The organism is Vibrio ishigakensis (assembly GCF_024347675.1).
GTDB lineage: Bacteria > Pseudomonadota > Gammaproteobacteria > Enterobacterales > Vibrionaceae > Vibrio > Vibrio ishigakensis.
Window position 1 is genome coordinate 1174304 of sequence record NZ_AP024881.1, and the last position, 13117, is coordinate 1187420.

General features: G+C 45.7%; 11 protein-coding genes, 1 riboswitch and 1 other annotated feature. Of the genes, 6 read left to right on the forward strand and 5 right to left on the reverse strand.

Annotated features, from left to right (window positions below; translation table 11 throughout):
• Positions 1-74 precede the first annotated feature (74 nt).
• Together Pcarn_RS05255 and aat are read right to left on the reverse strand one after the other, a co-directional pair.
• Positions 75-773: an arginyltransferase gene (locus tag Pcarn_RS05255; RefSeq protein ID WP_261835338.1), complete on the reverse strand. Its 699-nt coding sequence runs from the start codon at positions 771-773 to the stop codon at positions 75-77.
• Between the two features lies 1 nt (position 774).
• Positions 775-1479 carry a leucyl/phenylalanyl-tRNA--protein transferase gene (gene aat, locus Pcarn_RS05260; RefSeq protein ID WP_261835339.1) on the reverse strand — a complete coding sequence of 235 codons (705 nt, stop codon included), beginning with the start codon at positions 1477-1479 and terminating at the stop codon, positions 775-777.
• Positions 1480-1491: 12 nt separating this feature from the next.
• Between aat and Pcarn_RS05265 the strand changes: the two genes are divergently transcribed.
• On the forward strand, positions 1492-1947 hold the full coding sequence (locus tag Pcarn_RS05265) for an outer membrane lipoprotein (protein WP_261835340.1): 456 nt from the start codon (positions 1492-1494) through the stop codon (positions 1945-1947).
• Between the two features lie 164 nt (positions 1948-2111).
• On the forward strand, positions 2112-3395 hold the full coding sequence (gene aroA / locus Pcarn_RS05270) for a 3-phosphoshikimate 1-carboxyvinyltransferase (protein WP_261835341.1): 1284 nt from the start codon (positions 2112-2114) through the stop codon (positions 3393-3395).
• A gap of 37 nt (positions 3396-3432) precedes the next feature.
• Here the strand turns inward: aroA and Pcarn_RS05275 are convergent, their stop codons facing one another.
• Together Pcarn_RS05275 and Pcarn_RS05280 are read right to left on the reverse strand one after the other, a co-directional pair.
• Complete coding sequence (locus tag Pcarn_RS05275; RefSeq protein ID WP_261835342.1) at positions 3433-4176, reverse strand: glucosaminidase domain-containing protein; 744 nt, start codon at positions 4174-4176, stop codon at positions 3433-3435.
• A 193-nt stretch (positions 4177-4369) separates the two neighbouring features.
• Positions 4370-4615, reverse strand: coding sequence for a YciN family protein (locus Pcarn_RS05280; RefSeq protein ID WP_261835343.1), 246 nt, complete (start codon positions 4613-4615; stop codon positions 4370-4372).
• Between the two features lie 271 nt (positions 4616-4886).
• On the opposite strand from Pcarn_RS05280, the gene topA reads away from it, so the two are divergent.
• Positions 4887-7514, forward strand: a complete 2628-nt coding sequence (gene topA, locus Pcarn_RS05285; RefSeq protein ID WP_261835344.1) for a type I DNA topoisomerase — start codon at positions 4887-4889, stop codon at positions 7512-7514.
• A 175-nt stretch (positions 7515-7689) separates the two neighbouring features.
• Complete coding sequence (locus Pcarn_RS05290; protein ID WP_261835345.1) at positions 7690-8991, forward strand: inosine/guanosine kinase; 1302 nt, start codon at positions 7690-7692, stop codon at positions 8989-8991.
• Positions 8992-9058: 67 nt separating this feature from the next.
• Here Pcarn_RS05290 and Pcarn_RS05295 read toward each other — a convergent pair whose 3' ends face one another.
• Positions 9059-9475, reverse strand: a complete 417-nt coding sequence (locus tag Pcarn_RS05295) for an H-NS family histone-like protein (protein ID WP_261835346.1) — start codon at positions 9473-9475, stop codon at positions 9059-9061.
• Positions 9476-9958: 483 nt separating this feature from the next.
• A riboswitch (Lysine riboswitch) is annotated at positions 9959-10144 on the forward strand.
• An 88-nt stretch (positions 10145-10232) separates the two neighbouring features.
• Between Pcarn_RS05295 and Pcarn_RS05300 the strand changes: the two genes are divergently transcribed.
• A complete protein-coding gene (locus Pcarn_RS05300) occupies positions 10233-11822 on the forward strand; it encodes a Na+/H+ antiporter NhaC family protein (RefSeq protein WP_261835347.1) in 1590 nt (529 codons plus the stop codon).
• A gap of 221 nt (positions 11823-12043) precedes the next feature.
• Positions 12044-12173 (forward strand) — a sequence feature (His leader region).
• A 44-nt stretch (positions 12174-12217) separates the two neighbouring features.
• Positions 12218-13114, forward strand: a complete 897-nt coding sequence (gene hisG / locus Pcarn_RS05305) for an ATP phosphoribosyltransferase (protein WP_261835348.1) — start codon at positions 12218-12220, stop codon at positions 13112-13114.
• Positions 13115-13117: the final 3 nt, after the last annotated feature.

The following is a 13117-nucleotide window of genomic DNA, read 5'->3' on the forward strand; positions in this document are numbered from 1 at the left end:
CATTAGGTGCTGATTTCACTATTGAGCGAGTTGGAATCTCACGAACAGCAACCTTTTAAACATTGGGCGGTATTCTACCCTTGCCACCGGTGATTTACTAGCCTTTGATGCGAATCAAAGCGGACTTTGTAGTTCATTGCCGGACATTCATCGATCTGATAGCCCAAATAGAGCCACTTTTTGCCCTGAAGGCGAGTAAATTCTATCTGATACAGAACCGATAGAGTGCCCATAGAGAAGGGTAGTTCAGGATCGAAGAAGGTGTAGAAGGCGCTATTTGCATTTTCTACCTGATCGGTCACCGCCACAGAAATCAAACGCCTTTGCTCATACACATGCAGGTAAGAGGTCGGGATCTGGGTGGATTGGATAAACTTGGCGAAGTCATCGTGATTGGGCGGATACATGCTGCCGTTTTGATGCCTTTCGGTAATATAGCGAGAGTAAATATCAAACCAGTCTTGGTCGATTTCTCGTTTTACTTCCCAAACCAGATCCTTGCCCTTATTTAATAAGCGCTTTTGACTCTTGGAGGGTTTAAATCGCTCAACATCCACGCGGATGGCGACACACTTGTTACAGCTTTCACAGTGCGGTCGATAGATGGTGTCTCCACTGCGACGAAACCCGTTGGCCATTAAAAGTTCGTACCCACGAGCATTTTGCAATTCTGGGTCTAGTGCTATGGCGACACGCTCTTGTTGGTCTTTCAGATAACTGCATGGGTGATTCTGAGTAAAACCGACGCGAATTTGTTGGATCTCTGGATGCATATTAGATTTTCAAAAACTGTGGTTGATAACACTCTCTGGACAAGGTTTGCTTTTTTCCTTTGGCTAACTCTTTGCGAAACTCGGTTCGTTCTATCTCCATAGCACCAAGCGATGCAAGATGCGGATTCATGATCTGGCAATCGATAAGGGTGCCATGATGTCTTATAAAGTGTAGGCAAAAAAACCACAGCGCTATCTTAGATGCGTTGGTTTTTAATGACACCATAGACTCGCCACAGAACACTGACCCCACTTCAACCCCATAGAGGCCACCAATGAGCTCATCTTCTTGCCACACTTCTACGGAGTGACAACGGCCTTGGTTTGCCAGTGCCACGTAGGCATCTTGCATCTCTTGGGTAATCCAGGTTTCAGACTCGGGTCTTGAACTGGCGCATAGACGAATAATTCTCTCTGTGGCCTGATTGATTGAGACCTTATATCTATGTTTTCGCTGGAATTTCACCAAACTTTTTGCCGGTTTAAAGGTCTTAGGATCAAACACAGCGCGCGGGGCAGGACTCCACCATAGGATAGGCTCTCCTGCGCTAAACCAAGGGAAGATGCCATTTTGGTAGGCATTTACCAAGCGATTTACCGACAAGTCTCCGCCAAAGGCGAGAAGACCGTTGGGTTCTTCCAATGCTAAACTTGGATCAGGGAATGTGAGGTCGTCAGCGTCTAGCTGATGCAAATAGAAGGTCATCGGGGTGCAATAATGAGAAAAGTATTAATGCTGTTGCTAATGATCCCATTATTAGCACAAGCCGCGTATCAAAGAAACACGGCAAGGCCAGTTAACCAAGTGGTCTACGGTCAAGTAGACACGGTTCGCTACATTACTCAGCAAGAAATTAAGGAGTCTGAGGCTAAGGGTTGGCACACACTGCTCGGTGCGGTAGTTGGTGGTGTGATTGGTAATCAGTTTGGTGATGGTACGGGGCGAGAGGTGGCGACCGCGGTCGGTGCTGTGGCCGGTGCAGGTCTAACCAGACACTATGGACATCAAACCTATACGGTAGAGCACAGGCTGGTAGAGATCCTGATCAAAACCGACGATGGCCGTTTGATAGATGTCATCCAAGATGTTGATCCTAATATGCTTTTCAGCCGCGGGGATGAGGTACGTATCCTCTATTTTGACCGAGGTGTTCGGGTAGATATCGCCCTTTAATTCACAGGCTGAGATAAATATACCTCCCTTGGATTTCGTCGAATCTGAGTTTTCGCGCAATTTATTCTAAATACGACTTCTTTTCTTGGGGCATTTTAGATAGTCTGACTTTATGTTTGATTATCCGGCCTAAGTGCCAATTTGCTTTCAAGGAAATGAAGTCAGTGGAAAGCTTAACTCTGCAACCTATTGCCAAGGTCAATGGCGTAGTAAACCTTCCTGGTTCAAAAAGTGTTTCTAACCGTGCGCTACTACTAGCGGCACTTGCCTCGGGCACAACACGTCTTACTAACCTTCTAGACAGTGACGACATTCGTCACATGCTGAACGCATTGAAATTGATGGGCGTGGAATACACCCTTTCAGCTGATAAAACCGTGTGTGAAGTACAAGGTCTAGGTGGTGTTTTCAATGTTGATTCTGCTCTTGAGCTATTTCTAGGTAACGCTGGCACCGCAATGCGTCCGCTTGCTGCTGCACTGTGTGCTAGCCGTGGTGAGTTTGTGTTGACTGGTGAGCCTCGTATGAAAGAGCGTCCAATCGGTCACCTAGTGACTGCCCTTCGTGAAGCGGGCGCAGATGTGACTTATATGGAAAACGATGGTTTCCCACCGCTGCTGATCAAGGGCACAGGCCTTAAATCGGGTGAGGTGTCTATCGATGGCTCTATCTCAAGCCAGTTCCTAACCGCGTTTTTGATGAGTGCACCTCTTGCTGAGGGCGATATCGTTATCAATATCGAGGGTGACCTAGTATCTAAGCCTTATATCGATATTACTTTGCATATCATGAAGCAGTTCGGTGTTGAGGTTGAAAACCAAGACTATCAGCGCTTTGTTGTGAAGGGTGGCCAAACCTATACAGCACCTGGCGATTTCCTTGTTGAAGGTGACGCATCATCCGCATCTTATTTCCTAGCAGCTGCGGCTATTGGCGGCGGCGAGATCAAGGTAACGGGTATTGGTAAAGACTCTATCCAAGGCGATATCCAGTTTGCAGATGCTCTTGAGAAAATGGGCGCTGAGATCGAGTGGGGCAATGACTACATCATTTCTCGCAAGGGTGAGCTGAAGGCCGTTGATATGGACTTTAACCATATCCCGGATGCGGCAATGACCATTGCAACTGCAGCGCTGTTCGCAGAGGGTACTACGGCGATTCGCAACGTCTACAACTGGCGTGTGAAAGAGACTGATCGTCTAGCGGCTATGGCGACCGAACTTCGTAAAGTAGGCGCAACCGTTGAAGAGGGTGAGGATTACATTATTGTAACCCCGCCAGCACAGCTTACGCACGCGGCTATCGATACCTATGATGACCACCGTATGGCGATGTGTTTCTCGCTAGTTGCACTGAGCGATACTCCGGTTACCATCAACGACCCTAAGTGTACCTCGAAGACCTTCCCAGATTACTTCGACAAACTGCAAGGTTTGGTAAGCGAATAAAAACAGAAAGGGTTCCAATTGGAACCCTTTTTAACATCTAGCTCTGTTTTAGAAATTTCTGGTTGTGTCTTAGCATTGCCAGAATATCTCGGATGTATTCATCGCCACGCTCAGAGTAATTATCAAGGCCATGGATCAGCTGCTCTGCCGTCGGCTCTTGATGCTTGGTGCGATAATCAGCGCGAAGCTCTCTAAAGTGCGCATACGCAGTGTTGGTGTTTAGGTTTTTCACGTATGAGGCGACTGAGCCTTCGACGTTATCGAACTTAGCCACCTCATGGGTTTTACCTGCCGCGCGCTGGTTCGGCACTACGCCGCAACCCTTGCTAAAGCACCACTCGCCAAAGAAGTTGTTCGCTTCTCGGGCAAAACGCGAGGTACCCCAACCACTCTCGTTAGCGGCTTGAATAAGCACGAGATTTTCAGGAATGGTATCTACGCGAGATAGGAGCTCTTTTAGCTCTTTTGGACCAAACTGTTTTGGCTCATAGCGATACTGTTTTGCGATATCAGAAACATCATCAAGATCAGAGCCTGTAAGCTCATCACCTTTGAAGTCTTTAGCGATATCTAATAGTTCTTTGCGTTGCTCTGAAATAAGCTGATTTTGATGCTCAACGTGTGGTCGAATATAGTCAAAGAAGGCTTCTTTTTTCTGGTTTACATCTGTGTAGCTATTGAAATCTGGGGTTTCTGTTTTGTCTTGAACACCGCAACCGGCAAGAAGGGTTGCAAGACCTAAAGCGATGAATAATGGCTTTTTGTTGGTAATAGATTTCACCAAGCTCTCCGTTGTGGGAATTGAATTCAAATACATTCGCTCAGTTATTTGAATTACGAATATGCGTAAACTGGAATAGGGGACCAGTTTAATGTGAGAATGTCAGCTTGGGGTTAGCTGATTTTAAGTTTCCAGTTTCTAAATCTTGGAAATGGAAGGCCCAGACAAATAGAGGGTATCTGGGCGAGTCTGCTTATTTGATAGTGAACTCTTTAGATAGCACGTGCGCGAGATACTTAAACATATTAAATACTGCAGTGGTGTTTGGGGTAGGCAGACCGTTAGCGTCTAGGAAGTATTCGCCTTTAAAGATCAGAACTTCGTCTTTTTCTTCTACAGAAGTAGCACGCATGCCTTCTATATAGGCATCATGCTCTTGAATCAGGTTGTTGGCGATAAGTAATAGCTCAAATTCTGAGATAGGTTTTTTGTCGCTCATAATTTATTCGATTCCTTTAGGGTGACGATTTTCGCTTAGTCTATATCACACCTAGGGTGTGATCCAACTCATAAACTCACGTCAAGTTGACATAAAAATATCGAATAGCATCCGTTTTTAATGGCAGATTAACTTGCCTAAATCCCACCCAATTAGAAACAAAACACTAAAAATGGGTTGATTTTGGAAAAAACTCGCTCAATAGTAAAAAAAGATTTTTTGTAGAGCACGGCAATTGTCGTGCCTTTTAAATAGGACAAAACGTTCAGTTATGGGTAAGTCTCTCGTAATCGTGGAGTCACCGGCCAAGGCAAAAACCATCAACAAATACCTTGGTAAAGACTTCATCGTAAAATCCAGTGTCGGTCACGTACGTGATTTGCCGACAGCTGGGCAGTCCAGTGGAGCAAAAGCCAAACCTGTATCCACAAAGGGACTGAGCGCCGAAGAAAAAGCGCGTATTAAAAAAGAAAAAGATCGCAAATCACTGATCAAGAAGATGGGTATCGACCCATATCATGGTTGGGAAGCGAACTATCAGATCCTGCCTGGTAAAGAGAAGGTGGTTTCTGAACTGCAAAAATTGGCAAAGAACGCTGACCACGTTTATCTAGCAACCGATTTGGACCGCGAGGGAGAGGCTATCGCTTGGCACCTTCGTGAGATCATCGGTGGCGATGAAGAGCGATACAAACGTGTAGTGTTTAACGAAATTACCAAGAATGCTATCCAGCAGGCGTTTGAGAGCCCAGGCGAACTCAACATGGATGGTGTTAATGCTCAGCAAGCGCGTCGCTTTATGGACCGCGTGGTGGGCTTTATGGTGTCTCCACTTCTTTGGAAGAAGGTTGCCCGTGGTCTATCCGCAGGTCGTGTTCAGTCGGTAGCGGTTAAGCTAGTGGTTGAGCGTGAGCGTGAGATCAAGGCGTTCATTCCAGAAGAGTACTGGGATATTCATGCGGACACCGTAACTAAAGCGGCGTCTGATTTCCGTCTGATGGTTGCGCAGCGCGGTGGCGAAGCGTTTAAGCCTCAGAACGAAGCAGAAACCAAAGCAGCAATGTCGATTCTGGAAAAAGCAGAATACGAAGTGTGTAAGCGCGAAGACCGCCCAACTAAGAGCAAGCCGTCGGCACCTTATATCACTTCAACCCTGCAACAGGCGGCAAGTACGCGTCTGGGTTACGGTGTTAAGAAGACCATGATGCTAGCTCAGCGCCTGTATGAGGCAGGTTACATCACTTACATGCGTACTGACTCCACTAACCTAAGTAAAGAGGCTGTAGAGGCTGTACGTGGCTATATCGGCAGTGAGTTCGGTGATGCATATCTTCCAGCTAAACCTTTGGTGTACGGAAGCAAAGAGGGCGCGCAAGAGGCGCACGAAGCTATCCGTCCATCTAGCGTTGATGTGAAGTCAGAAGACCTGAGCGGTGTTGATGCAGATGCACACAAGCTGTATGCGCTTATCTGGAATCAGTTTGTTGCCTGTCAGATGACGCCAGCACAATATGATTCAACCACCATCAGTGTTAAGGCTGACGAGTTCACCCTGAAAGCTAAGGGCCGTATCCTTAAGTTTGACGGTTGGACACGCGTTCAGCGTCCTATGGGTAAGAATGAAGATCAGATCCTGCCTGAGGTAAAACTTGGCGACAAGCTAGACCTTAAAGCCTTGGATCCAAAGCAGCACTTTACTAAGCCGCCAGCACGCTTTACCGAAGCTGCACTGGTTAAAGAGCTTGAGAAGCGTGGTATCGGTCGCCCTTCGACCTATGCGTCTATCATCTCTACTATCCAAGACCGTGGTTATGTGAAGGTTGATTCGCGTCGCTTCTACGCTGAGAAGATGGGTGAGATTGTATCTGATCGCCTAGATAAGAGCTTCGTAGACCTGATGAACTATGACTTCACCGCGCGTATGGAGCAAAAGCTTGACCAGATCGCTGAAGGTGATGCAGCTTGGACAAACGTTCTAGATAGCTTCTTCGAAGATTTCACAACCGATCTTGAGAAAGCAGAACTTGACGCCGATGATGGCGGTATGGAGCAAAACCATATCGTTCTGACCGATATTGAGTGTCCTACCTGTTCACGCCCTATGGGTATTCGCACCGCGTCAACTGGTGTATTCCTTGGCTGTTCTGGTTATGCACTGCCGCCGAAAGAGCGCTGTAAGACCACCATCAACCTTGGTGACGAAGAGGGCATCATCAACGTTCTGGAAGAAGATCCAGAAACGGCAGCTCTGCGTGCTAAAAAGCGTTGTCCAGTGTGTGAAACTGCGATGGATGCGTATCTTATCGATGATAAGCGTAAGCTCCACGTGTGTGGTAACAACCCGAACTGTGATGGTTATGTGGTTGAGCACGGTGAATACAAGGTGAAAGGCTATGACGGCCCAGTTGTTGAGTGTGACAAGTGTGGTTCAGACATGGTGCTTAAGAACGGTCGCTTTGGTAAGTATATGGACTGTACCAATGAGGACTGTAAGAACACCCGTAAGATCCTGAAAAACGGTGAGGTAGCGCCGCCAAAAGAAGACCCAGTTCATTTCCCTGAATTGCCTTGTACCCAGTCGGATGCATACTTTGTATTGCGTGACGGTGCATCTGGTTTGTTTATGGCAGCAAGCAACTTCCCTAAATCACGTGAAACGCGTGCACCACTGGTAGAAGAGCTAGCTCGATTTAAAGAGCGTATCTCGCCTAAGTTCCATTACTTGGCAGATGCTCCGACCCACGACCCTGATGGTCGCCCAGCTGTGGTTCGCTTTAGCCGTAAGAGCAAAGAGAACTATATCCGCAGTGAGATTGACGGCAAGCCTTCTGGTTGGACAGGTCTGTTTATTGATGGAAAATGGGAAATCACCGATAAGCGTAAAAAGCCAAAGGCTTAATCAATACGCTAGCTAAATATATAAACCGCGGCCTAGGCTGCGGTTTTTGTTTATTTACTGTGCAGTTAAGTAACAAGGTGTTAGAGCCAACCGTTTGCGTAAGGTCACTGTGTTGCTCATACAAAACTCTGAGTCTAAGATTAGGGGATCTTCTAATCTCAACCTTATTATCTGCATGAAATTTCCCGGCCAACGTAAATCTAAACACTATTTTCCGGTTAACAGCCGAGACCCTTTGGTTTCTAAATCTCATCCAAGTGCATCGAAGCAAACTCATGTGGTCGGGATTGACCAAACCTTGGTTGATATTGAAGCTAAGGTCAGCGACGAATTTATTGCCAAGTTTAATCTGAGTAAAGGTCACTCTTTGGTAATCGATGATGAGACCGCTGAGACTTTATACAATGAACTAAAAGACCAACAGCTTATTTCTAACGAATATGCCGGTGGCACTATAGGTAACACCTTACATAACTACTCGGTATTGGCTGACGATAAATCTATTCTATTAGGTGTAATGAGTGCTGATATTAAGATCGGTAGTTACGGCTTCCGTTATTTATGTAATACCTCTAGCCGTATGGATCTTAATCACCTGCAAGGTGTAGATGGCGCTATTGGGCGCTGCTTTACCCTTATCTCAGAAGATGGTGAGCGTACTTTCGCAATCAGTGAAGGTCAGATGAACCAATTACGCGCTGATAGCGTACCTGAATCTGTATTTAAAGATGCCGCTGCCTTGGTATTAACCTCTTATTTGCTTCGTTGTAAAGAAGACGAGCCAATGCCCGAAGCAACCATGAGAGCAATAGAGTATGCAAAAAAGTATGATGTTCCTGTGGTATTAACCCTAGGCACTAAGTTCGTAATTCAAGATGATCCAGAGTTCTGGCAGAAGTTTATTTCTGAGCATATCTCTGTGATTGCAATGAACGAAGATGAAGCCGAAGCATTGACGGGTTTTTCAGATCCTTTGTTGGCCGCTGATAAAGCGCTAGATTGGGCTGACCTAGTATTATGCACCTCAGGTCCAGTAGGCCTATTCATGGCGGGTTATACCGAAGAAAGCGCGAAGCGTGAAACCTCACTGCCACTTCTTCCTGGTGAGATTGCCGAATTTAACCGTTATGAATTCAGTCGCCCTGCAATTAAGGCGAAGTGTGAAAACCCAATCAAGGTTTATTCTCATATTGCCCCTTATATGGGTGGCCCTGAGAAAATTAAGAATACTAATGGGGCAGGGGATGCTGCGCTTTCTGCACTGCTACATGATCTGTCGGCAAATAGATTCCATAAAACGAATGTGCCGAATTCAAGCAAACACAATCATGAGTTTTTGACTTATTCATCATTCTCTCAAGTGTGTAAATATGCCAACCGTGCAAGTTTTGAGGTGTTGGTTCAACACTCTCCGCGATTGTCTAAAGGCCTACCTGAACGAGAAGATAGCCTAGAAGAGGCATACTGGGAGCGTTAATTCTCCCTTTATATGACAGGTATAAAAAAAGCTCCCTTTGGGAGCTTTTCTATTTCTAGCGTTCTAATTAGATTAGGAAATCATCTAATTGAGAACCAGCGTCAAGTTGCTTCTGGATTGCAGAAGGAGTACGACCTTGACCTGTCCAAGTTTTCTCTTCGCCTTGCTCGTTAGTATATTTGTATTTAGCTGGGCGAGGTGCACGCTTTTGTTTTGGTTTATTTGACTTAGTTGTACCTTCGCCAGCAAGAGCTGCAATTAGGTCTTCTACATCAATACCTTGCTCGCGAATTTGCGCTGCGTATTCAGCAAGCTTCGCTTCTTTTTCTTCACGAGCTGCACGTTCTTCAGCTTCTGCTTCACGACGTTCTTCAACAACAATAGTTAGTTTATCTAGAGCTTCTTCTAGTTGCTCTAGAGTTAGCTCACGTCCAAATGCACGTAGGCTGCGAATATTAAGAAGAGTTTTTGTTAATTCAGACATTTTAAATTCCCGTAATTCTAATTCGTCATAGATATGAGCGCAGTATAAGGCACAGGGGTGCCAAAAGATACAGGTAATTATATAAGAAGAATTGCAGATGGGTAAATATATTTTATGAAAATGTAACGTCAAATATTTTGAACTTTTTCGAATGCCATTTTTTATTAAAGTTTCCACTAATAGAATTGATAAATGCCATCTCGTATAACCATGATTAAATGCTTTTGACGCTATCGATTTATTTTTGAGGTAGTGGACTGATCATTTTTGTTTAATTCGTTCATTCGTACTGTAACAAAGAGTGAGATTTGTGTTGAAGGCTGTAAAAGAATATTTGCTCTAAAAACGGCGAGTAAAGGTAATGTGTTAGGTTTTGTACGCTTGTTGAATCAACAGTGAATTTTTATTGCATTTCGCTATGCGATCAGTAGAATGCACCGCACCTAGATCATCTAGCGGCATAAAATAGCATTTTTCATGCCCTGGTGAGGTAGAGGCGCGATAAGCAAGAGTAACTGACGAAAGGGTGATTCCGTTTGATTGTCAGCCAAAGGGCTTAATCGCCGAAGTGAGAGAAGAGTATCGAACTCTCTTGCTGGGGTTGTTTCCGAAAGGGACAACACTGCCATAGTCTATTGTGTTGTTAAACTATGGAGCGCTACTGTGGGGTAATCGAATGCCAATTCGATTGCTTGTTCAACATCAAGTCGAATATTTTCTACAGTAGATCTCTTACCAAATTGGTTATAAGAAGATCATGAATTTAATGGATTTTGCTTCCTCTCCCATTTCGTTGTTGCCACCTATTTTGGCATTGGGACTAGCAATTATTACTCGTCGAGTACTACTTTCTCTTGGTGCTGGTATTGTCGTTGGCGGTTTCCTTTTGGCTGATTACTCCGTTTCTGGAGCAGCTAGTTACATTTTTGACACCGTGTTCGGCGTATTCATCGAAGAAGGGAGTATCAACTCTTGGAACATGAGCATCGTTGCCTTCCTACTTTTGCTAGGCATGATGACGGCGCTACTTACCCTTTCTGGCGGCACTCGTGCATTCGCTGAATGGGCTCAATCTCGCGTTAAGAGCAAGCGTGGCTCTAAACTACTGGCGGCATTTTTAGGTGTATTTATCTTTATTGATGATTACTTTAATAGCCTTGCTGTGGGTTCAATCTCACGCCCAGTAACGGATCGTTTCCACGTATCTCGTGCAAAACTTGCCTATATCCTTGATTCAACGGCAGCACCTATGTGTGTACTTATGCCGGCATCAAGCTGGGGTGCGTACATCATGACCATCGTTGGTGGCATCCTAGTGACTCACGGCATGACCGATTACTCAGCACTGGGCGCGTACGTTCGTCTTATTCCTATGAACTTCTACGCCGTATTCGCGCTGCTGATGGTATTCGTTGTGGCTTGGTTCCGTATCGACATCGGTGCAATGCGTCGTCATGAAATCGAAGCGTCTAAGGGCCGTGGATTTGACGGAGACGAAAAGGTTTCTGCTGAAGATCATGAAGAGCTAGATATTACTGAAAGCACTAAAGGCAAAGTATCTGATCTGGTTCTACCTATCGTGCTGCTTATCGGTGCAACTGTTGCCGCTATGATGTACACCGGTGGTCAAACTCTGGCTGCTGACGGCCTTGAGTTCTCTGTTCTGGGTGCGTTCGAGAATACCGATGTAGGTACCTCTCTTGTTTACGGTGGTATCGTAGGTCTGCTTGTTGCGCTAGGTACTGTACTTAAGCAGCGTATCCCAACTATCGAAGTGACTCGCACGCTTTGGATTGGTGCTCGCTCTATGTTTGGTGCGATCCTTATCCTTATCTTTGCTTGGACTATCGGTGGCGTTATCGGTGATATGAAGACAGGTTCTTACCTATCTACTCTTGCTCAAGGCAATATTGATACCGCTTGGCTTCCAGTGATTCTGTTCTTACTTGCGGGTGTAATGGCGTTCTCAACTGGTACCTCATGGGGCACGTTCGGTATCATGCTACCTATCGCAGGTGACATGGCAGCCGCAACAGACCTAGCGCTGATGCTTCCGATGCTTGGTGCGGTACTAGCAGGTTCAGTATTTGGTGACCACTGCTCTCCAATCTCGGATACTACAATTCTGTCGTCGACAGGTGCTCGTTGTAACCACATCGACCACGTACAGACTCAGCTTCCATATGCGTTGTCTGTAGCTGCAGTATCGTGTGTTGGCTTTATTACTCTAGGTCTGACTACTTCAGTGGCAGTATCGTTTGCAGCAGCGTCGGTAGCCTTTGTGGTAATGTGCTTTATTCTTTCGGCGCTTTCTCGCTCTAAGATGGCCGCGTGTCAAAAAGCATAATTAAGATTTTGTAAATGAAAAAGGAAGCCTAGCTTCCTTTTTTTATACCAGTTATCAATAGGTATACGACTTATTCACACGCTACTTATGTGCAACAAAATTAATGGATTCGATAATTTTTCATGATTAAACGGTTGCAAAGTTTAGTGGCCTTAGTTAGTGTGGGGGTAAGCAATAATTTTGAGAAAACCACGTATGCGCACTGCAGGTATGAACCTACATCATCACCACCATCACCCAGTTTAGTCTTTCGGGCGAGGTACGCGTATCCGGGAGACGAGCTCCCGGCGGTTAAATCAGAGATACAAAAGATTTAAACCCTTGGGAGCCCAGCCCCAAGGGTTTTTTCGTTTTAACTTTAAATAAATTATTCACCTCTGACAGGGAATTCACAAATGCAAACACAACGTCTAAGAATCGCAATTCAAAAGAAAGGTCGCCTAAGCAAGGAGTGTCAGGAACTTCTGAAAAAATGTGGCGTGAAATTTAACATCATGGGTGAGCGTCTTGTGGCCCACTCACTGAATACTCCAATCGATCTGCTGCTGGTTCGTGACGATGACATCCCGGGTCTTATTATGGACGGCGTGGTCGACCTAGGCTTTATCGGTGAGAACGAACTAGAAGAAGTTCGCCTAGAGCGTAAAGCCACTGGTCAGCCAGCTGAGTTTAAAACGCTACGTCGCCTAGACTTTGGTGGTTGCCGACTATCTATCGCCGTTGATAAAGAGTTGGATTACAACGGTCCTCAAGACCTTGCCGGTAAGCGTATCGCAACTAGCTATCCACACCTTCTTAAAGCATACATGGACGGGCAGGGCATCGATTTCAGTACCTGTATGCTTACTGGGTCGGTTGAAGTCGCGCCACGCGCTGGCCTTGCTGACGGTATCGCTGACCTTGTTTCAACAGGTGCAACCCTTGAAGCGAATGGCCTAAAAGAGGCCGAGGTTATTTTCCGCTCTAAAGCGACTCTTATCCAACGTGATGGCATCGTTGAACAAGACAAGCTAGACCTAATCGAGAAACTGCTGACCCGTATGCAAGGTGTTCAGCAGGCAAAAGAATCTAAATACATCATGCTACATGCACCACAGGACAAGCTAGAGCAAGTAACCGCTCTTCTTCCAGGTGCAGAAGACCCAACTGTACTTCCTCTGTCATCTGACTCATCTAAGGTTGCTATCCATCTAGTGAGCTCTGAGAACCTGTTCTGGGAAACCATGGAACAACTAAAAGAGTTGGGCGCGAGCTCAATCCTAGTACTACCGATTGAGAAGATGATGGAGTAAGCG